At 50.5% G+C, this 21,648-nt stretch carries 17 protein-coding genes and 2 pseudogenes; 11 read left to right on the top strand and 8 right to left on the bottom strand.

Going from position 1 to position 21,648, the window contains the following annotated elements:
• Window positions 1-17: 17 nt before the first annotated feature.
• Together AB8615_RS10900 and AB8615_RS10895 are read right to left on the bottom strand one after the other, a co-directional pair.
• A complete protein-coding gene (locus tag AB8615_RS10900; protein ID WP_418152370.1) occupies window positions 18-677 on the bottom strand; it encodes a hypothetical protein in 660 nt (219 codons plus the stop codon).
• Window positions 674-886, bottom strand: a complete 213-nt coding sequence (locus AB8615_RS10895) for a hypothetical protein (protein WP_418152369.1) — start codon at window positions 884-886, stop codon at window positions 674-676. Before AB8615_RS10895 ends, AB8615_RS10900 begins: the two co-directional genes overlap by 4 nt.
• Window positions 887-1,030: 144 nt before the next feature.
• Between AB8615_RS10895 and AB8615_RS10890 the strand changes: the two genes are divergently transcribed.
• The 9 genes from AB8615_RS10890 to AB8615_RS10850 all read left to right on the top strand — a co-directional run bounded on the left by AB8615_RS10890 (window position 1,031) and on the right by AB8615_RS10850 (window position 10,043).
• Window positions 1,031-1,966: an XdhC family protein gene (locus AB8615_RS10890; RefSeq protein WP_409432613.1), complete on the top strand. Its 936-nt coding sequence runs from the start codon at window positions 1,031-1,033 to the stop codon at window positions 1,964-1,966.
• A gap of 163 nt (window positions 1,967-2,129) precedes the next feature.
• The gene (locus tag AB8615_RS10885; protein ID WP_409432612.1) at window positions 2,130-3,275 is read left to right on the top strand and encodes an OprO/OprP family phosphate-selective porin; all 1,146 of its coding nucleotides are present in this window, start codon (window positions 2,130-2,132) and stop codon (window positions 3,273-3,275) included.
• Window positions 3,276-3,297: 22 nt separating this feature from the next.
• Complete coding sequence (locus tag AB8615_RS10880; protein ID WP_409432611.1) at window positions 3,298-4,404, top strand: substrate-binding domain-containing protein; 1,107 nt, start codon at window positions 3,298-3,300, stop codon at window positions 4,402-4,404.
• 122 nt (window positions 4,405-4,526) lie between these two features.
• Entirely contained in the window at window positions 4,527-5,765 is a 1,239-nt protein-coding gene (gene pstC, locus AB8615_RS10875; protein ID WP_409432610.1) for a phosphate ABC transporter permease subunit PstC, read from the top strand.
• The gene (pstA, locus tag AB8615_RS10870; RefSeq protein ID WP_409432609.1) at window positions 5,765-7,120 is read left to right on the top strand and encodes a phosphate ABC transporter permease PstA; all 1,356 of its coding nucleotides are present in this window, start codon (window positions 5,765-5,767) and stop codon (window positions 7,118-7,120) included. Before pstC ends, pstA begins: the two co-directional genes overlap by 1 nt.
• A gap of 28 nt (window positions 7,121-7,148) precedes the next feature.
• The gene (gene pstB, locus AB8615_RS10865) at window positions 7,149-7,916 is read left to right on the top strand and encodes a phosphate ABC transporter ATP-binding protein PstB (RefSeq protein ID WP_409432608.1); all 768 of its coding nucleotides are present in this window, start codon (window positions 7,149-7,151) and stop codon (window positions 7,914-7,916) included.
• A 22-nt stretch (window positions 7,917-7,938) separates the two neighbouring features.
• Window positions 7,939-8,637, top strand: coding sequence for a phosphate signaling complex protein PhoU (gene phoU / locus AB8615_RS10860; RefSeq protein WP_409432607.1), 699 nt, complete (start codon window positions 7,939-7,941; stop codon window positions 8,635-8,637).
• A gap of 107 nt (window positions 8,638-8,744) precedes the next feature.
• Window positions 8,745-9,728 (top strand): sodium-dependent bicarbonate transport family permease, encoded by a 984-nt coding sequence (locus tag AB8615_RS10855; RefSeq protein WP_409432606.1) that lies wholly within the window; start codon window positions 8,745-8,747, stop codon window positions 9,726-9,728.
• Window positions 9,729-9,734: 6 nt separating this feature from the next.
• A complete protein-coding gene (locus tag AB8615_RS10850; RefSeq protein ID WP_409432605.1) occupies window positions 9,735-10,043 on the top strand; it encodes a DUF190 domain-containing protein in 309 nt (102 codons plus the stop codon).
• Window positions 10,044-10,175: 132 nt separating this feature from the next.
• On the opposite strand, the gene AB8615_RS10845 is transcribed toward AB8615_RS10850, so the two are convergent.
• Window positions 10,176-11,075, bottom strand: coding sequence for an SMP-30/gluconolactonase/LRE family protein (locus AB8615_RS10845; RefSeq protein WP_409432604.1), 900 nt, complete (start codon window positions 11,073-11,075; stop codon window positions 10,176-10,178).
• Window positions 11,076-11,086: 11 nt separating this feature from the next.
• Window positions 11,087-12,409, bottom strand: a complete 1,323-nt coding sequence (locus AB8615_RS10840) for a sugar MFS transporter (RefSeq protein ID WP_409432603.1) — start codon at window positions 12,407-12,409, stop codon at window positions 11,087-11,089.
• Window positions 12,410-12,548: 139 nt separating this feature from the next.
• Between AB8615_RS10840 and AB8615_RS10835 the strand changes: the two are divergent.
• A pseudogene (locus tag AB8615_RS10835) lies at window positions 12,549-14,352 on the top strand (IlvD/Edd family dehydratase).
• Between the two features lie 89 nt (window positions 14,353-14,441).
• On the opposite strand, the gene AB8615_RS10830 reads toward AB8615_RS10835, so the two are convergent.
• The 4 genes and pseudogenes from AB8615_RS10830 to AB8615_RS10815 form a co-directional block, all read right to left on the bottom strand.
• Entirely contained in the window at window positions 14,442-15,365 is a 924-nt protein-coding gene (locus tag AB8615_RS10830; protein ID WP_409432601.1) for a Gfo/Idh/MocA family protein, read from the bottom strand.
• Complete coding sequence (araD1, locus tag AB8615_RS10825) at window positions 15,362-16,357, bottom strand: AraD1 family protein (protein WP_409432600.1); 996 nt, start codon at window positions 16,355-16,357, stop codon at window positions 15,362-15,364. The genes AB8615_RS10830 and araD1 overlap by 4 nt, the downstream gene beginning before the upstream one ends.
• Window positions 16,357-17,941, bottom strand: a pseudogene (locus AB8615_RS10820) (aldehyde dehydrogenase (NADP(+))). Before AB8615_RS10820 ends, araD1 begins: the two are co-directional and overlap by 1 nt.
• Window positions 17,942-18,058: 117 nt before the next feature.
• On the bottom strand, window positions 18,059-18,757 hold the full coding sequence (locus AB8615_RS10815; RefSeq protein ID WP_418152368.1) for a FadR/GntR family transcriptional regulator: 699 nt from the start codon (window positions 18,755-18,757) through the stop codon (window positions 18,059-18,061).
• A gap of 292 nt (window positions 18,758-19,049) precedes the next feature.
• On the opposite strand from AB8615_RS10815, the gene AB8615_RS10810 reads away from it, so the two are divergent.
• Entirely contained in the window at window positions 19,050-21,644 is a 2,595-nt protein-coding gene (locus AB8615_RS10810; protein WP_418153091.1) for a TonB-dependent receptor, read from the top strand.
• Window positions 21,645-21,648 lie beyond the last annotated feature (4 nt).

Below are 21,648 nucleotides of genomic sequence, written 5' to 3'. Positions count from 1 at the left end.
GGCGCCGTTGAAGGCATCTAAACCATTGCCCTATATTCAGTGATAAAAGTTTGTATTTGCTTTGGCTTTAAAGCTTGCAGCCCCGTTACAGTGTTCGAACTAAGATATTGAATAGCATTGTTCATATGGGTCACGGGTTCAAAGCAAAAGAAATTTTCTTCGGAATTGATATATAATACGGCGAAGTTTTGTTGTGGAGATGTGGATATGCCGATGGTCAGCGGATTGTCGGTCCAGCTTATTTGCGCCGTTCCGTCCCACCCCACAAAACAATGATCAATCGCTTTGCCGGCGACGGGCGCACTGTCAGTAAAGTCCCACTCATGAGGCACGGGCACCAATGCCTTTGGAATACATGCCTGGTCAGCCGTCCAGACTGATCTGGCTGAGAATTGTAATCGCGCTTGGTTTGCGTAGGGGAAATAGGGGTGCTGCCCTAAGCCGCTTGGCATATCTTCATCACTCAAATTTTCAACAGACAGGGTCATGCGTAGAATATCACCTATGATCTCTATCGCTTGGCGTGCGCGAAAGGCCCAAGGCCAGTCCCCTGCAGGATGATCATATTTTAGCTCGCACAGAGTCTCTTCCGCGGTAACGACATCCCATTTGGCTAGCCAGCCTGACCCATGAAGGGGGTGTGCGATGCCGGGGTAATTGGGCGGGAGGGTCGTCATCGTTTTCTGGAAATTGATGAGCCCCCTGCAATTCGATTTGAAAACGGTACAAGCGGGAAACTACTCGCCAGCATAGGATTTGCCGTCTGCAGATAGCCAGCTGGCGCGGGGCGGAACACGTCAAATTCGTTATATTGGCACAGCGTAATCGCGCCGCCAATGTCAGGGCAAATCTCTACGGACCAGTCGTGTGTCTTCAATTTGATCATAAATGAAACAGTAGCCGCCAAAAGAAATTATAATGCCCGACATAGAGATAAACCTGTGACTTTGAAAGCCATTTGGGCGACTCATAATACAGCACTGACTTAGTTTGGCTTGAAAAAAAATAGGGAAGGCCTCACAGTTTAGCGATGTCGTCGCACCCTCTTTCATCCTATTCGCATCATAGTGATGTTCTGCACCTCGCCGCTACCGACCAAGCCCCCATTGCGCTGTGCCTGCTCACACATGTTGAGGGCGGCACTTTACGGGCCAAGGGCGCTATGATGACTGTCAGCGAGGATGCGGTTTGGGGCTACGTCTCGGCAGGATGTGTCGATGGCGATATTGTATTCCAAGCGCGGCAAGCTCTAGCTGACGGCAAAGTGCGGCAGCTTCGATATGGTGCGGGTTCGCCCTTCAAAGATATTACCCTGCCTTGCGGCGGAACGATTGATATTCTTATCCTCCCGCGGGTCGACCCAATCATCATTCAGGAAGCGTCTCGCAGGTTGGAAGCTCGACAATCGGTTCAATTATCTATCAGCTTAACCCCTCATGGCGAAGCGGCTGTCGATATAACAGGCGACACTAATGGCGTGTTCACGCATGAATATCCGCCGAAAATAAAATTACGAATTGCGGGGCGTGGCGAGGCGGCAGAGCAGCTCTTATTACAGGCATGTCTCATTGGCTTTGATGTGCATCTACAATCACCTGATACGGAATTATTGGCGCGACATCTGGCGATCCCTCAAACGCATTTACTAAACCCTCAAACAGTTCCCGCAGGTCTGGACGATCCCTATACGGCGGTTGTCTTCTTGTTCCATGATCATGACTGGGAGGAGCAGTTGCTGCGCCAGGCGCTTAATGGACCCGCATTTTATATAGGTGCAATGGGGAGTGCGCGGACGCATAATGTGCGCTGCGAGGGATTACAAGCTATGGGCGTGGATGGGGCGGATATAGCGCGCATTCACGGCCCCATTGGCTTGATCCCTGCTATGCGGGACGCCAATCTGCTCGCTGTGTCTATTTTGGCAGAGGTCGTTCAAGTCGCTCAAACTAAAGGCCTTAGCCTTTAAGCGCTGCCTCATTTAGCGGGCGGGCACATAAAACAGCCTCTGACACGAAACTGTCACAAAAGTCATATAATTGTGTCGCGAAATGAAGGCATAGCGCCGTCAGATGGTCCAGCACTTGGCTGGCTCACAATGTAATTTGGCACTGTGTTGAAGAGGTTAGACAATGGCACATTTCTTAAAAGGGGGCGTAGCGGCCTCATCACTTGCGCTCGTAATGGCTTATGCCAGTTCGTCGGTCGCACAAGACGCAACACTAAAAATCGGTGGGCGGGTAATGTTGGATTATACATTCGCAGATGTGAATGACCCTGATTCTAGCATTAACGATATTGAAGCGCGGCGTGTTCGACTCAACGCCACCGGCAAATACGGAAGCGCAGTCAGTTATAAAGTTGAGCTGAACAAAACGGGTGATAAGGCCATAAATGTTGAAGACGCTTGGATTCAGTTCTCGCCAGAAAACAGCAAGTTTAAAATTAAAGTGGGTCAGTTTCAGACTCAAAACTCTTTGGACGAATTAACCAGCTCGCGATTTTCTTCTACACTAGAGCGCGCAGCTTTTACGGATGCATTCGGATTTAATCGTCGGCTTGGTGTTGGTGTCAGCACATCAGGCGATAATTACACGGTTGATGCTGGCGTCTTTACAGACAATTTAGGCGGACCAGATTTCGATAGTGTGGGCAATACAGTCAATCTTCGGGGCACGTATAATCCTGTAAAAACGGATGAAACGCTTGTCCATCTTGGCGCGTCTTGGCGCTACCGCAACGGCAGCGACTCAGACGACTCTGCGGTGAATGACGGTATCCGCTATCGCCAACGCCCCTACACACATATTGCGCCTTCGCGCATCATTACGACGCAGCGTTTTGCTAAATCTGATAATTTTATCGGTGCAGAAGCTGCCGTCATTCATAACCAGTTTTGGGCATCAGGCGAGTATTCTGTGATGAAAGCAAATGGTGCAGCGACCAACCCCGATGCAAATTTTGGCGGTTATTACGGCGAAGTTGGTGTATTTATCGGTGGGAAAAAGGGTTACAAGGGCGGAAAATTTAATCGCCCCATCGTTGATAACCCACTCGGCGAGGGCGGCTTCGGCGCGTTCTCTTTTGTGGCACGCTACGATTCTGTTGATCTGCAAGACGAGATTTATCTGGGCAAGCTTGACACCGTAATTTTAGGCGCAGATTGGTGGCCCACAAAACAAACCCGTCTCGGCATTAATTATTTTGATGCAGATGCTGAAAACGGATCAGCGGAAAGCGCGAACGGCTTTGTTGCGCGCCTCGGCTTCGATTTTTAGAGTTCATACAAAGGAACATGTCATGACAATTAAAACACTTATTCTAGGCGCAGCAAGCCTCGCCCTCCTCACGGCTTGCGGCGGCGGCGATACTGCGACGGTCAATAACTCTGCGAATGACGCGGCTAGCACAGCCTCGAAAGCGGCGGCTCCGGCAACGCGTCGCGATATTCGCGTTGTTGGCTCTTCAACGGTTTACCCTTTCTCGACCAAAGTTGCGCAAGAGTTTAAAAATAAAACGGGCCAGAATGTCGTCGTCGAGTCGACAGGGTCAGGCGGTGGTCACAAACTCTTTTGTGACGGAATTGGCGAAGGCCAAGTTGACGTTACTAACTCCTCTCGTCGCCAGAAAAAATCTGAATTCGAACTCTGCCAAAGCAATGGCGTCGAAGAGATTATCGAAGTCAAAATCGGCTTTGATGGGATTGTCCTTGGAAATGCGCTGGACGCCCCTTCAATGAATATGACGCTCAAAGAAATCTACATGGCGCTCGCCAAAGAGGTTCCGACGTCTGACACTGACTGCACAATGCAGCCAAACCCTTATAAAGTTTGGTCAGAGATCAGCCCCAACCTACCAAACACAACGATTGAAACATTTGGCCCGCCCCCGACATCCGGCACGCGCGACGCCTTCGTTGAAATCGCAATGGAAGGCGGCGCCAAACAGGTCGAGTGTATGGCTGCGCTAAGAAAGTCTGACAAAAAGGAATTTGGGCGCTTAGCGCATACCATTCGCGAAGACGGCTATTGGATTGACGGCGGCGAGAACGACAATGCGATTGTTTCAACGCTCGTTAATACCCCAACGGCGATCGGTGTATTTGGCTACTCTTTCCTTGAGCAAAATACGGATAAGATTAAAGGTGCCGTGATTGGCGGCGTTGCCCCTACTTTTGAAAATATTGCTGAGGGCGATTACAAAGTATCCCGTTCCCTCTATTTTTATCTCAAGAAAGCGCATGTCGGAGAGACACCCGGGCTTCAAGACTTTGCCTTGGAGTTTACATCTGAAGCGGCCGCTGGACCAGGCGGATATTTGGAAGAAATTGGTCTTGTTCCGCTGCCAGACGCTGAGCGCGCAAAAGTTCGTTCTGATGTTGAAAACCTGACAGCGTATTCACAGTAAGTTTTATACAGGGAATTACGACAATTCGGAGGAGTGGCCTTGGCCATTCCTCCTTTTTGACATAAAAGTCACAAATATCTCTGCTATGGTGGAGGCACTTTCTAGGTAAAGGTCGGGACACAGTGAACCAAATTTGGGTCTACATTCTCGCGCTTGTGGCGATTATGGTCATTGGCGGATTTGCTTATAACCGTAATGAAGCCCTCATGCAGTTTCGTGCTTACAAGGCCTCTATTGGCGCGGTCAGCGGGCGCACAGATTGGCATTCACAGGCAAATTATCACGGATATTTGACGGCATGGCTCGTGGCGCTATCGTCGCTTGGAATTCTAATTTTGAGCGCGTTTGTTGGTGGCGCAAATTCGTGGATATGGCCTGTCATTATGGTGTTTGTCGGGATCGGCATAATATTTTTCGTGCGACAGCGCATATCGCCAAACTTTCGCGCTCGCACCCATGTTGAGCGTTTTATCAAAGGCTTATTGGTCTTTCTTTCTGTCATTGCGGTGCTAACCACACTTGGCATTATTCTCTCGCTGTTATTTGAGAGCCTGCGGTTCTTTGAAAAAGTCCCGATGACAGAGTTTCTATTTGGTTTGCAGTGGTCGCCACAAACCGCTCTACGTGCAGATCAGGCGGGGCAGTCGGGCGCATTTGGAGCGGTGCCAATTTTCGCGGGCACATTCCTGATCATGCTGGTCGCCATGGCTATTGCAGGACCAGTCGGCCTAATGATTGCCGTCTATCTCTCTGAATATGCCAGCAAGCGCGTTCGCAAGATCGTTAAGCCGATCATCGAAATTCTCGCAGGAATTCCGACTGTGGTTTACGGATTTTTCGCACTCCTCACCGTGGGTCCGACCGTTCGAAGTTTTGCCGAAAGCCTTGGATTTGCAGTTCCAACACAAAGCGCATTAGCTGCGGGTGTTGTTATGGGCGTCATGATTATTCCGCTGATTTCCTCCCTATCAGATGATGTCATTAATGCCGTGCCGCAAACAATCCGCGACGGCTCTTACGCATTGGGTGCGACGAAGTCAGAGACGATGAAGCAAGTTGTCTTCGCGGGCGCATTACCTGGAATTATCGGAGCATTTTTGCTAGCCATTTCTCGCGCGATTGGCGAGACTATGATCGTAGTAATGGCGGCAGGTCGCGCAGCTAATTTAACTGGAAATCCATTTGAGGCGGTCACAACAGTGACTGTGCAAATCGTCGCGCTACTCACAGGGGATCAAGAATTTGATAGCCCAAAAACACTGGCCGCCTTTGCGCTGGGCCTCGTCCTATTCGTGATTACACTGATCTTAAACGTGATCGCGCTGACAGTCGTGCGCAAATATCGCGAGAGGTATGATTGATGGTTGATCTTATGGACGCCGCAGCTGCGGCCGCGACACCTAATACGACTGGCAAAACGGATGTTACGGCGCCTTCTGTGCATATGTCAGATTTTGCAAAAAAGCGTCTCAAGAAGCGTTATAAGAAAGAATGGCGTTTCCGCATGTGGGGGCGCGCAGCTATCTGCTTCGCACTCGCTGCTTTGGGTTGGCTCTTATTTAGCTTAGCTGGCACTGGGTTTTCAGCCTTTCAACAGAACTTCATAACACTCGAAGTGGAACTGTCGGAGAGCGTTCTTGACCCACAAAGCCTACGTGACCCTGAGCAGCTGCGCGGCGCGAATTTTCGTAAAATCGTCCAAGACACGATGTATGCGCAATTCCCAGACGTTACGGAACGCAAGGCGAAACAGCAATTATTTGCGCTTGTTTCAGCCTCAGGTGCGACGAACCATCTTCGGCAAATGGTCTATAAAAACCCCGATCTTGTTGGGCAAACAATTACAGTCACCGTCCCGGCCTCAGACCAAGTCGATCAGCTTCTCAAGGGCTACATCAAACGTGACACGCCAGAAGCGCGTCGCAAAGTCACGGACCAGCAAATTGCATGGGTTGACCAGCTCAAAGAACAAAAGATTATTCGTAAGAAATTCAACATAATCCTTTTCACAAACCCTGACAGTCGCGATCCAGAATTGGCAGGTATTGCGTCGGCCGTTATTGGGTCTGTCATGATCGTGTTGATCGCGTTTTTACTGGCTCTCCCCATCGGTGTTGGCGCTGCGATTTATTTGGATGAGTTTGCGCCGAAGAACAAATTTACCGACTTTATTGAGATCAACATCAATAACCTAGCTGCCGTACCGTCGATTGTTTTTGGCCTGCTAGGTCTGGCGATTTTTATCAATTTCTTCGGGATGCAGCGATCTATTCCATTGGTCGGCGGTCTTGTTCTGGCGCTAAGGGCTTTCCCGACCATCGTGATTGCGACGCGGGCGAGCCTTCGCTCTGTTAGTCCTGCCATGGTAGACGGCGCGCTCAGCCTCGGGGCGTCTCACACGCAGGCTGTATTCCACCAAAAACTCCCGCTCGCAGGGCCAGGTATATTGACGGGATCTATCATTGCGATGGCGCAGGTCTTGGGCGAAACCGCGCCACTCCTGATGATCGGCATGGTCGCATTTGTGACCGAGATTCCAAACTCAGTGACCGATCCTGCCACAGCTTTACCTGTGCAAATTTTCCTCTGGTCTGATAGTGCGGAACGCGCATGGTCAGAACGTACAGCCGCTGCTATTATTGTCCTTCTTGTGATATTGGTGACAATGAATGCGCTGGCGATTTGGCTCCGTAACCGTCTCGAAAAGCGCCGCTAGACCTAATGCAATATTGGAACGAAACCACATGACCGATAGCAAAACCAAATTTGTCTGCCGCGACGTCAAAGTCGCCTATGGTGATTTCGAAGCCCTTCACGGGATCGACATTGATATTCCTGATCGTGGTGTGACATCATTTATCGGGCCGTCTGGCTGTGGTAAGTCAACTTTCTTGCGGTGCTTTAATCGCATGAACGACACGATTGAGGGATGCAAAGTCACAGGTAGCCTTCGAATGGATGGGCAAGATATTCACGACCCGTCACTTGATCCAGTCCTCCTGCGCGCGCGCGTTGGAATGGTGTTTCAAAAACCAAATCCTTTTCCTAAATCGATTTACGACAATATCGCTTATGGGCCGCGCATCCATGGTCTGACGTCCACAAAAGACGAACTTGACGCATTGGTCGAGACATCGCTACGGCGGGCGGGGTTGTGGAATGAGGTCAAAGATCGCCTCAAGCTGTCTGGAACTGGCTTGTCGGGCGGACAGCAACAGCGCCTCGTCATTGCGCGCGCTATCGCGGTCAATCCTGAAGTTATTCTCATGGACGAACCTGCATCTGCTCTAGACCCGATTGCGACAGCCAAACTGGAAGATTTGATTGACGAGCTAAAAGAGCGATATTGCATTATTATCGTAACGCACTCCATGGCGCAGGCTGCGCGTGTGTCTGACAAGACGGCCTTTTTCTATATGGGCAACCTAATTGAATTTGACGATACAGAGCGTGTCTTTACACGCCCGAAAAATAGTCAGACACAAGACTATATTGAAGGACGGACGGGCTAAGCCCCTCCAAAGCGAGGTTACAATGGATCGAACTGAACACATCGTCTCTGGTTACGACACTGAGTTGACCAGCCTAATGACGGATATTTACGCACTGGGTGACATCGTGTCTTTCATGACGTCGGACGCCGTGCGGGCCCTGAAGAAAGAAAACTCTGAATTGGCGCGGAAGGTGATTGACCGCGATGTTGAGGCGAATTTATTGCAAGCCAAGGTCGATGCGTCCGCAGTTCGTATCTTGGCACTGCGTCATCCAATGGCAACAGATTTGCGCCGTGTGATCAGCGCGACCCGTATGTCGGCTGACTTCGAACGCATTGGTGATCTGGCGGAAGGTATTGCGCGGCGTACGCTAACGGTAAATGACGAAAAGTCACTCAAGCTGACCAAATCTATTAGTCGCATGGGGAAAGCTGTTGCCGTGCAATTAAATAATTGTCTGACAGCCTTGCGGAATGAAGACGAGAAACTCGCTATCGAAATCTGGATTGCGGACGAAGATATTGACGATATCTATAACTCTCTTTTCCGAGAACTTCTGACCGTGATGATGTCCGATCAGCGCAAAATTGAAACCTGCACGGCGCTGCTTTTTATTGCCAAAAATCTTGAACGCATTGGTGATCACGTCACGAATATCTGCGAAGCGATTTACTATACGGAAACAGCACAACAACTCATTCACGATCCCGATGTCGAAGAATTGATCACAACGGGATAAGTGCAAATCGGCTGCATTAGAGCCGTAATTTGGTATTGCTATACTCTGCGCTGATAGTTTTGTAAGACGGCGCAACTGCCAGGCGCAAAGTAAAGGTCATTAAAGTCATGTCACTTGATCTCGCTCTTTCAACCATTCTCTCGCCTATCGTTTTATTCTTTGTTTTGGGGCTAGGTGCAGCTTTGCTTCGCACGCAAATGACGGTGCCAGAGGCTTTTGCAAAAGGTTTGGCAATCTATTTGATGATGGCGATTGGCCTCAAGGGCGGTGTCGAAATGTCCAAGACAGCCTTGGGGCCAGAGATTGCCGTTCTCGCAATCTCCGCAATTATTCTCTCATTTGGTCTGCCATTTTTGGCTTACATGGCTTTGCGATTTACGAGCAAAATGGACCGCATTAATGCAGCCGCAACAGCAGGGCATTATGGATCCATTTCTATCGTAACATTTGTTGCCGCAACACAAGCGCTACAACTCGCAGGGATTGTCTCCTCTGGTTACATGGTTGCAATGGCGGCGTTGATGGAAGTGCCCGCGATTGTGTCTGCGCTATTGCTGGCGCGGCGCGGGATGAAGAAAACAGGCGCCGTCGCGGGCTCTGAAAAAGGCGAATTATTCCGCGAAGTCATGCTCAACGCTTCGGTTGTTGTTCTGGTCGGGTCACTCCTGATTGGCTGGGCGACGGGTGAAACGGGTATGGAGAAAATATCACCGTTTTTCGTAACGCCGTTCCAAGGCGTGTTGTGCTTGTTCTTGCTAGATATGGGCCTATCGGCTGGGCGTGGTTTACGGCAGGGTTGGAAAGATCTTAATTTCGGGGCTCTAAGTTTCGGGATTTACATGCCGCTAATTTCAGCTTTGATTGCAACAGCTGTGTCTAGCCTTTTGGGATTGAATGTTGGCAATGCGGCACTATTGATCACATTATGCGCCTCTGCCTCGTATATTGCGGTGCCAGCTGCCATGCGTCTTGCCTTGCCACAGGCCAAACCTTCTATCTATCTCACCTTATCTCTCGGGGTGACTTTCCCGTTTAATTTAACGCTGGGTATTCCACTTTATATCTTGCTTGCACAGATGATCGCAGCATAGGAGTCCATGATGTTTGCCAAAAAACGCTTAGAATTAATTATTGAATCACCCGCATTTAAACGAGCCTGCCGTGTGCTAGAGGATGCAGGCGTATCAGGCTATACGGCGCTTCCCTGCATGGGCGGATACGGCGCGGGCAAGCGTTGGCAGCGGGGAACTGATCTCTCTGCAACGCGCGATATGATCGTGATAATCTCGATCTTAGACGAAGACTTGCTGCCTAAAGTGATTGAACAAGTAAACAATTTGATCGGCGCCCACATCGGCATCATCAGCGTTTCAGATGTAGAAGTTATTCGAGATGATAAATTCTAGGGTTAGAGGGATTTTGGCGTTCCTTGCAGCAACTCCATGCACGATGGCGATCACCTGAAGTACATAAATTTGAAATTATGACCAGTTTCGCCATAGTTCCGCGGCTACCTGCGGCTGCCTTAGCAGCCCCTCTTATTGACACATACCATAAATGTTCTCTTTTCTGCCTTTAATGCCCAAGTCATAACGTAAAATCGTCCCAGCCAAAGGCTGCGCCTCAAGGGCCTCGGTGTCCAATCCGTCCGTGGCTGTTGTGACGAAAAGCTGATCCAGATTTTTGCCGCCAATACAGACGCAGGTCGGTTGGCTGACAGGCAGGTTTAGGGTTAGCGCGTCTGTACCATCGGGGCGATAACGGATGATTTTTCCCGCGCCCCACACGGCATTCCACAGGTGATCTTGCGCGTCGATGCAACTGCCATCCGGAGCGCCAGTGGTATATGGCCCAGCGAAAATTTGCGGCGATCCTACTGCGCCCGTGGCAGCGTCATAGCCAGTTTTCATGATGCAGCCCTTTGTCGAGTCCGCAAAATAGAGTGTCTTTCCGTCCGCGCTCCAGCAGAGGCTATTGGGGATTTTGGTGTTTTCAAAATAGTCTGAAATTTCAGGCTTGCCGTCGGCTCCAGGTGAGAGGCGCATAAATTTACCCTTTGGCTGCCGGGGTTCTGGCGGTATCTCTTCCATGCTGCCAGCCCAGAAATGTCCTGCGCGATCAACACGGCCATCATTCATGCGAAGGTGCTCATGCGGTTTTAGGATGGGCGCTATGGGGTCAAAGCGGCCTTGCGCCGGCGTGAATATAGCAAAGCCATCTTCCACGGCGCCGATATAGGTTCCTTGCTCTGACATGAGGCCAAAACTGCCCATCCGTTGTGGCAGCTCATAGCTCAGCGGGGCGTCTGTTTCGGGATCAAGACTCCAAAACTTGCTCTGCTGAATATCAACCCAAAGCAAACGTTGTGAGCGGGGGTCCCATATGGGGCATTCACCCAAGGTGTTGTTAACCTGCCAGTGTTTGTCTGGGTCTTGCATTTTTGGTTCTCTTAAGATCCGCTCGCGACAATAGGCGGCGCAGTCGTTTTAGAGCCGTAAAGCGCGTAAAATAGAACGTAAAGCTCGCAGGCCGCTGTTAGCAGAAATGAAGCCTGCAGGCCGTACATATCGGCCAGATATCCTTGAACAATTACAAGCGCGCCTCCGGCAATTGCCATAACTAACAAGCCAGAGCCTTCTTCGGTCAGCGGACCAAGGCCTATAATTGCGAGGGTGAAGATCGTTGGAAACATGATGGAGTGAAAGAGACCAACGGCGATAATGCTCCACATGGCCAAATTGCCTGACGCGAAGGACGTAATGACCATGACAATAAATGCGCACAGGCTGGCGAAAGCGAGAACCTTTTCTGGCGCGACTTTTCGCATGATGGCTGCACCGATAAAGCGCCCGACCATCATACCGCCCCAAAGCAGGAATAGGTAATTCGAAGCTTCTGCGGCGCTGATATTTCCGATGTTGGGGTCTGTGATAAAATTGATAAACAGATTGCTGACGCCGATCTCGGCAATCAGATAGATGAAAATTGCCGGAACGCCGAACACAAGGTTGCGATGAGACCACAGCGAATGTTTCTTGCGTTCTTCTTTGCTCATGCGCTGTTGCTGCACATTGATGGCCGGTAATTTATATCGCGCAATGTAAATTGCCAAAGCGACTAAAACGACTGCCACAATAATATAAGGCAGTTGCACAGACTGAGCATCTGCAAGGCGCTGCTCGGCTGTTAGAACAATTTCCTCTGTGGCCGTCCCAGACACGCTGCGGCCAAGAATAAGGTAGCCGCCAAAAAGCGGTGCCAGTGTCGTCCCCATTGAGTTAAACGCTTGCACGAGGTTCAACCGTGATGACGCCGTCTCTGGCGTGCCGATTACGGCGACATAAGGATTGGCCGCCACTTGCAAAAGTGTGATCCCAGAGGCGATCACAAACATCGCAACTAAGACCACATAATATGACGGTAGAGCCGACGCTGGCAGCATCAATAACGCGCCCACGGCCATGACAATCAGCCCGGAGACAATAGCATTTTTATAGCCGATACGCTGTATAAGTCGCGCCGCTGGAATTGAGGTGATGAAATAGGCGATGAACCACACCGACTCAATCAGAGTTGTCTGGGCATAGGTTAGGTCAAAAACGCTTTTTAAATGCGGTAAAAGCGTATTGTTAATGACCGTAATGAATCCCCACATAAAAAATAACGTCGCAAGCAGCGTTAGAATGGAACGATAACTGACTGCCCCGTTTAGTGTTGTCGTGGAGCCTGTGGCGACGGGAGAATCGGTCGCGCTCGGGGGAAGTGCCGGCATATCTGTCTCTTTTAAAACTATCGGTTTTCATTCGGAATTTTCTTTCAATTCCCGATTTCTATTTGTATGAGTATATATACAAAGTAAAATGTCAAGCGGCTCTGTTTAAGAGCAGGTACTCAATAAGTCAGGAATATTTGTGGCAATTAAATCAGACAATAAAAGAAAATTACGGTCGCGTGAGTGGTTTGATAATCCTGATAACCCAGACATGACGGCACTATATTTAGAACGCTATTTGAATTACGGCATCAGCCTCGAGGAGTTGCAGTCCGGCAAACCAATCATCGGTATTGCGCAAACGGGCTCTGACCTCAGCCCTTGTAATCGCCATCATCTTGTCTTGGCTGATCGCCTGCGCGATGGTATTCGCGAGGCGGGGGGTATTCCAATTGAATTTCCTGTTCACCCTATACAAGAGACGGGCAAGAGACCCACGGCAGGTCTTGACCGCAATCTGGCTTATCTGGGTTTAGTAGAGCTTTTATACGGCTATCCAATCGATGGCGTTGTTCTGACAATCGGTTGCGATAAAACGACGCCAGCTTGCCTAATGGCAGCAGCAACGGTCAATATTCCGGCGATTGCGCTATCTGTTGGGCCTATGCTGAACGGTTGGCATAAAGGCAAGCGCACAGGGTCTGGCACAATTGTCTGGTCTGCGCGGCAGCAACTCGCCGCTGGAGAAATTGACGCGGCTCGGCTTTATTAAGCTTGTTTCATCCTCTGCACCGTCAACCGGTTACTGCAATACAATGGGCACCGCCACGACAATGAACAGTCTCGCCGAAATGCTGGGTATGCAACTGCCGGGGGCGGCGGCTATTCCAGCACCTTATCGGGACCGGCAGGAATGCGCTTACCGCACCGGTCGCTGCATTACGGACCTCGTTCTAAAAGACATTAAACCGTCTGATATTATGACTCGGGAGTCGTTCTTAAATGCCATCGCCCTCAACAGCGCGATTGGCGGTTCAACCAATGCGCCCATTCATTTGCAGGCTATTGCAAGGCATTTGGGCGTGGAGCTGACCTTGCAAGACTGGGAAACCTACGGGAGTAAAATTCCGCTTCTTGTGAATATGCAGCCCGCAGGCGAGTATCTCGGAGAGGACTTTTATCGCGCGGGCGGCGTTCCGGCTGTCGCCGCGCAGCTCTTGGCGCAAGGCAAGATATCCGGCGATGCCATGACGGTGAACGGCCAGACGATTGCACAGAATTATGCAGGCGCTGAGATTGAGGATGACCGCGTCATTAAACCTTATGATGATCCGATTATGAAAGACGCTGGCTTCATCGTTTTAGGTGGAAATATCTTTGAGCAGGCAATTATGAAAACCTGCGTCATTGCGGATGACTTCCGTGCGCGCTATTTCGAAAACCCAGATGACCCTGGCGCATTTGAGGGCACGGTCGTCGTCTTTGACGGGCCTGAAGATTATCATGCCCGCATTGACAACCCTGATCTGAAAATTACCGCCGACTCAGTGTTAATTATGCGCGGCACGGGACCCGTGGGTTTTCCCGGCTCTGCGGAAGTCGTCAATATGCGTCCGCCGGCTTATTTAATTCAAGACGGGATTGATACGCTTCTATGTGTTGGCGATGGGCGGCAGTCTGGGACATCGGCCTCGCCGTCAATCCTGAACGCGTCTCCTGAGGCGGCCGTCAGTAGCGGCATCGCTTTGCTTCAAACAGGTGACGCGATACGGATTGACCTAAAAGGGCGGACGGTTAATGCGTTGGTTGAGCCATCGGTATGGGAGGCCCGCGCAAAGGCTTTAAAGCAGACTGGCGGCTATGATTATCCTGAGTCCAAAACGCCTTGGGAGGAAATGCAACGCGGTGTTGTGGGGCAGCTCAACACAGGCGCGATCTTGGAAGGCAGCGAGAAGTATCAACGGATAGCGCAATTGCGCGGAACGCCGCGCGATAACCATTGAGGCTTGAATTTTAAATTCGATTCTGGGTCAATAAAAGGCTGTTGAGAGGGTGTCTCAGCAGCCTTTTCAATTTTAATAAATCTGAATTGTTAGTCAAAATAAGGGTCAGTCGTTTCGCGTTTGCCGATCATAAAGCAATCCGCGACAAGGCGAAGGGGCTTCTTATCCACCTCACTCTGCCCTGACTGGATAAGCTTGGCGAAGATCTGATAAATATCTTGATATTCGAGGTCGAGTCGGCCGATTTCACAGTCGGGGGAAACACTTGCGTCCCCGCCCGCGAGGCGTCGCGTGCCTTGGTCACTCTCTAAAATAATCTCCCACGTTTGAACACCTGTATGACGCCAATCAAATTCTGCCGTCACCGGGACATTCTTACCTACTGACATTTTTAAAGACGCAGCAATCGGACCGTCTTTATTTTCAGGAAACACCAAATCGGCTTTTTGCACACGAATTGTTTTGTCAAAAAGGGCCGTCAAAAGTGAAAGGGCATTCACGCCAGGATCAAATATCCCCATGCCGCCCAGTTCCCATATCCAATCTTGGCCAGGGTGCCATTGGCGGACATCTTCTTTCCAATTTACAATGACATTTTTTAAGGTCACATTTTCGAGCCATGCGCGGGTCGGCCGCACGGCAGGCGCATATTTGGAATGCCATGTGGTAAAAAGACTGACGCCTTCGCGTTTCGCCACACGGGCAAAACAGTCGACCTCGCCAATGGTAACGCCTGGAGGCTTTTCTAGCATGACGTGACGCCCTGACATGAGGACTTCACGCACAGGATCATACCGGCCCTGCGGCGGTGTACAAAAGGAGACAGCTTGAATTTCAGGCTGTGCAGTGAGCATATCGCTGACATTGCTGTATGTTGGTACGCTAAGATTTGGATCATGACGCGATATTGTCGCCGCTAATTCAAACAGTGGACTGGCGGCGATACGCGGCAAGTGCTGGTCCGTTGCGATTTTGCCGATCCCTGCTACGGCTATTTTGATGGGCTCTATCATAATAACCGCACTCTTACTTTGCGAGGCGAAGAACGCTTCATAGCGTTACTGACTGGGAAGCGAAATGGCGGAGCAGAGATCTCAAAAACGTCGCCGTCCTGACTCTTGAAGCCTTCCGCGAAAGAGAGCGTCGCTGTGCCAAAGAAGTGAATATGTATATCGCCGGGTCGGCAGAACTGGTCATATTTGAAATGATGGTCTTCGAGGTTTTTGACACTGTGGGACATATTATCCTCACCGGTTAGAAAGTCCTTTTCCCATATCGCGATTCCGTCTCTGATAATTTTGCTTTTGCCCTGCATATTGGTCGGTAAATCACCGAGCATAATCTCTGGGCCCAAAGCGGCATGGCGCAATTTGGAATGGGCAAGCCAGAGATAATTATGTTTCTCGACCACATGATCTGAAAACTCATTTGCGAGCGCAAAGCCAAGCCGCACAGGATTGCCCGCATCGTCAATAATATAGATTCCAGCAATCTCGGGTTCTTCGCCCGCGTCTTTCGCAAAATGCGGATAGGGCAGAGGTTGGCGGCTGGCAACCATAGCGTCACCATTGCCTTTGTAAAACCATTCGGGTTGTGCGTGGATATCATCTGTATCCGCTTTGCCGTGCTCCACACCCATCAGAAACATCTTCATAGAATCGGTTTGACTCTCGGCGTTTAAGGTTGATTGGTGCATTTTATCGCGGCCCTCCGCAGAGCCTAAATGGGTTAGACCCGTGCCCGTGAGGTAGACATGTGCCGGATCTTTATGCTCAATCGGCAATGCTAGGCGTCCGTCTTTTTCTGCTGTTTGTAAATCCACGCTCTCGCCAAGGCCAGTTTGCATAATGAAATCCCGCAAGGCCGCGTGATCGCGAATGGCAGCACAGGCCAGATCGTAGGTCGAATTGTAACCCATCACCTGACGCGCCGTATCATCATCATCGATAAATGCGATGCAGGCTTCACCCGATATATCTGTGTACTGAACAAGAGACTGGGTCATTATTTTACCTCTGTGATCTTGCCGTCGACGCGTCGCGAGATAGCAAAGGGATTGCTGGGGCGTAATGCGGTCGGTAACAGCGCTGTTGGGAAGTTTTGATAGCTGACGGGGCGCAGGAACCTTTCAATGGCTCGGCTGCCGACGGATGTGGACCGACCATCAGATGTCGCCGGGAACGGCCCGCCGTGCACCATAGCATGAGTCACTTCAACGCCAGTAGGCCATCCCCCGACCAAAATGCGCCCGACCTTGTTTTCCAGCAAAGGGAGCAGCGCTTTCGCGGCATCTATATCCGCATCACTAATGTGAAGGGTCGCAGTCAACTGACCTTCTAAGGCGCGTGTGACGGCGTGCATTTCGCTGATGTCTTTACACGCAATGATAACAGAGGCACGAGCCGAACATTTCAGTTGATAATTGCGGTGTTGCGATAAAATCTGCTGCCGAGCATTTGAACAATACCGCTTGCGGATCATTTTTGCCGCTGCTCGGTTTACTACGACCGACCACGCTCGCAGCGCTCATGCCGCTCAGGATATCGCAGGCAGAACTATAGGCCTGCGCGATGCCAGACGTCAGCATTGTCGATGGACTCTGTTCTGAGAGGGTTTTAGCGGCAGCACTAATAAATACATCCAAATCGTCACCGGCAATACCGACGAGCAATCCGGGATTTGTGCAAAACTGTCCCGCGCCCATCATCAAAGAGCCGACAAATTGCGCGCCAAGCTCTTCAGCGGCTTCGGATAAGGCGCCGGGCATGAGGTAAACTGGGTTAATGCTGCTCATTTCGGCATAGACAGGAATGGGGACGTCGCGTTTCGCCGCGATATCCATCAGAGCCACACCACCCCCTCGGGAGCCTGTGAAACCCACAGCTTTGATATGGTCGTCAGCGACCAAAGCGCCGCCCAAGCTATGGGACGTGCCTGGCAAATAGGAAAATACGCCATCAGGCATGCCACATTTTTTGGCGGCACGCAGAATGGCGCGCGCGACCATTTCACCCGTTCCAGGATGGGCAGGGTGCCCCTTTACAATCACGGGACAACCGGCTGCCAATGCCGACGCGGTATCACCGCCCGCGATTGAGAAAGCCAAAGGAAAGTTACTCGCCCCAAAGACCGCGACCGGACCCAAAGCAATATTCTGCATACGCAAATCAGGCTTGGGCGCAGGCGTTCGGTTGGGCATGGCCGGATCAACGGTCACCCCCATCCATTCGCCCTTACGTATAATATTAGCAAATAGGCCGAGCTGCCCGATGGTGCGTCCGCGCTCACCCTGTATGCGGCCTTCTGGAAGGCCCGTTTCCTGACAGGCGCGCACTACTAAGGCGTCCCCGAGATCCAAAATCTCTTGACCGATCGCTTCTAAAAATTGGGCACGCTCATGTCGTTCTATCATGCGGTAAACTGTGGCAACCGACGCTGCGAGCCCGCCGGCTTGCGTAACATGGGCAATAGTGCTTTCGCTGAATGCCGTCGGTAGCGCATCACCGCTTTCGGCGTCATACCCTTTAAAAGTTTCGGCAGAGGAGATCGCCTTTTGGCCAATTAAAATTGAACCGTCAAAATGGGACATTGTTGAATCCTTATATACTCACACAGACTATATTTGTATGAGTATATAAGGGCTATGACAAGCCTATTTTGTCTTTGACGTACTCAATTATTGTATAAAATTTAAGCCTATTTTTTCCTACATAGACAATTTCGTGTCTTCATGGGCCAGCAATAGGAGCGTAATGCAAGCGCTTTTTGCGCCTTCACTATCTTTCGCGGCAATGGCGTCTAAGACACGGCGGTGATCGGGAATGGGATCGCGGGGCAGGGTGGTTTCTCTTTGTTTATATATTGTTGTCCAACGGACCGCCGCGCCAATTCCGCTCGATAGAGATATCAGAACCTCGTTATTCGTGGCGGCCAGTATAATGTCGTGAAAATTCCGATCTGCGCTGCGTCCTTCTTCGGTTGCTAACGTATATTTTTCCATATCATTGAGCGATTGTGTCATCTCCTCAAGTTGCTCATCCGTCCGTTTAAGGGCCGCAAGTCCCGCTGCGGCAGGCTCTACAATCATTCGGAGTTCGAAAAGATCGCGGATAAAGTCTTCGCTGGGGTCGCTTTGGAAGAACCACGATAATATGTCAGGGTCTAGCAAGTTCCAGCCATCACGCGGGCAGACAAGCGTGCCAATTTTCGGCCTACTCACTAACATTCCTTTGGCGGTTAGCATGCGAGTCGCCTCTCGGTAGGCGGTGCGTGATATCCCCAAAGCGTCCGACCCTTCTATCTCACCCGGCAGTTTTTCGCCTGGCAAGAAAACGCCTGAAACAATCGCTTTACCCAGTTGATGGAGCCGCGTGACCGTGCAAGCGGCGGCTTTTAGGCGCTGCACTGCTATCTGTCTGCGCGGCTATCTGTGCAAATTTTTCCAAACTACCTTTATCTTGGCTTGACACCTTGCTTATTCCCCCTATTTGTATGAGTAATAAAAACTGTAATTGTCTGCGTATAGCAAGATTCACAACAAATCCGAAGCTCACATGGGCTTTGAGGGGAGAATAAAATGAGAAATATGACAAGATTGCTTGTAGGTATTAGCCTTCTATCTTTGATGGGCTTTGGTAACACAGCATATGCTCAAACATCCGAGGGTGATGTCGCGGAAACCGACACCATAATCGTAACTGGCGTTCGCGAAACTCAACGTTCTGCGATCTCGAACAAAAGAACTCGCAGACAGTGTCTCTGAAGTTCTGAATGCAGAGGATATCGGACAACTGCCAGAGCGCAATATCGCCGATGCGGTGCAGCGCTTGGTCGGCGTAAACGGCAATAATGATAAAGGTCGTTCTAACCAAATTTCCCTTCGTGGTTTGGGCGGCGCATTTACGCTAACTCAGGTAAATGACCGCCAAGTCGCCTCATCGTTTGGGAGTCGGTCTGTCAATTTGGATCTCTATCCTTCCGAAGTCGTCGGTAAAGCGGTTATTCAAAAGTCCGCCTCTGCTGATCAAACTGAAGGGGGCGTTGGTGGCAGCATCGACATTTCGACCTTCCGTCCTTTGGATTTAGGGAATTACGGCGCGGTTCGAGCGGAAGCCATTTATACGCCGTTATCGAAGAGCTTGGTGGGTGACAACGGGCTTGGCAGTCGCGGTTCGGCTGTCATCTCGCGCAAATTCGCGGATGATACGATTGGTGTGATGTTAGGTGTTTCCACACTTAGAGAGACACTTACGGCTCAGCGTTTGACCCCCGGCGCCTATACAATTTCCGATTTTGATGGTGACGGCGTGGGCGGTGACTTTGGTTTTGGCGTTGTTGACGAAGCGGATGGCAGCATTATTCCCGCGCCTTACTATATCAAATCTGAACCGTCGGCTGATATTAACAAACGTGATGCTGTGTTTGGCAGCATCCAGTGGCGCGCAACAGATCGGCTCAATCTGACTTTCGATGCTTTGGCGTCGAGCTTTAAAACGGATGGGCCTTCTCCGTTTTTAAATTATAATATTTTCTTTGATGCCGACGTGACAGGCACACGTCAGCCGAATGGCACTCTCGCTGGCTTTACGAGCGACTCTGTAGGCATTGAAGTCTATTCTGGTGCGCAAAAGGCGCGCGACAAAACATATAATTTTGGCCTTAATGCGGACTACCAATCCGATGATTGGAGCATCAATGCGGATGTCGCTTACTCTCGTGCGCCCCGTACATATGTTTTCCCATTTGCTGGGATCAGCAATAATTTCTTCTCCCAAGACGTCACTGTCGATTTTGCTGGAGGGGATACGGCTCCCAATCTGACAATCAATGATATTGATGTGACGGATCCGACAGGACAGGACGTCAGCTTCATTATTTTGGCGGCCAACGAAGTGTCGCTGGAAGAACTTAAGAGTGCAAAATTTGATGTGGAGCGCCGCTTTGATAACAGCTTCATCACAGGTTTCCGTTTTGGGGGTCGCTATGCGGAACGCACCAAAACGACGAATATCAACAACCAAAACCTCACGCCACCAGAGGGCGGTGTCTCGGTCGCCGACTTGCTTGCGCCATTCCCATTCGAGGACCTCTATGGCAGCTATGATTCCAACATCACGAATGATTTTCTATATTTTGACGCATTTGCAGCCGTCGATGCGTTTGGGCCTCAGCCCGAAAATGTGCAAGACGCAGCCGATTTGGGATCATCCTACGATCTATCAGAGGCCACGTCGGCCATTTATTTCCGCGCTGATTTTGCCGGGGACATGGGGCCGATTCCATTTAGCGGCAACTTCGGTGTTCGGGGTATCTCAACCACGGTTAAAAGCCGTGGTGCTCAAGTCGACTTTATTATCGATCCAGATACGAACGAAGTCGTTGGCGATCCAAATTCAACATTTGTGCCTGTCGAGATTGAGAACGACTACACCAACGTTCTTCCATCGCTGAATGCGGCCTTCAACCTCACGGAAGATGTTATTTTGCGGACAAGCGTTGCAAAAACAATCATTCGCCCAGATTTTCTCGAGCTTCGTGCATCGGCCAATGTCAATGTCGGACCGATTGATTTGGGTAACCCAATCATCGGCTCGCGCGGTAATCCTGAACTGGAACCGCTAGAGTCTGATCAACTCGATGTGTCCCTCGAATATTACCCATCCCCTGGCAGCTATTTTGCGGTTGCGGGTTTCTATAAAGATATTGATGCCTTCTATCAGCAGGGTGGCACGGCCAATATTAACCCAGGCGGTCGGCAGCCAGCATTTGTTGTTGTACCTGAAAAAGCGGAGTCTGCGGGTGGTGTTGTGAAAGGCCTAGAGTTTAGTGCGAGCTATGAACTTTCAATGCTACCGGGACTGCTTGAAAATATCACAATATATGGAAACTACACGACCATCGATATTGGGTTGCAGCAGGACTTCAACCCATCACCTGATTTTGAAAGCTTTTCTATTCCATTATTCATGGTCGAGGAAACCTTCAATTTGGGTGCGTTTTACGATGATGACCGCTTCACTGCGTCGATCAATTATTATGGCCAAGGCGCGTCCCCGCAACGTGATGGAGATGACCGCTTCCTTCGTCGCCCTTTCCAATTATTGAGCGCGAGCCTCGGATACGAACTCACCGAAAATGTTCTACTAACACTATCGGGAAGCAATCTGTTGGAGGAAAGTCAAGACTACGGCGAACTCGGCGTGGACCAGCAAACGTCACCGAACATCAATCAGCTTTATCGCACAACACCGCAAGGTCGCAGCTTCTTTGGTGGTATTCGGTACCAATTTTAGAACG

The sequence above is a fragment of the Litorimonas sp. RW-G-Af-16 genome, assembly GCF_048319245.1.
Lineage (GTDB): Bacteria > Pseudomonadota > Alphaproteobacteria > Caulobacterales > Maricaulaceae > Litorimonas.
This window is presented reverse-complemented; position numbering and strand designations above follow the sequence as displayed.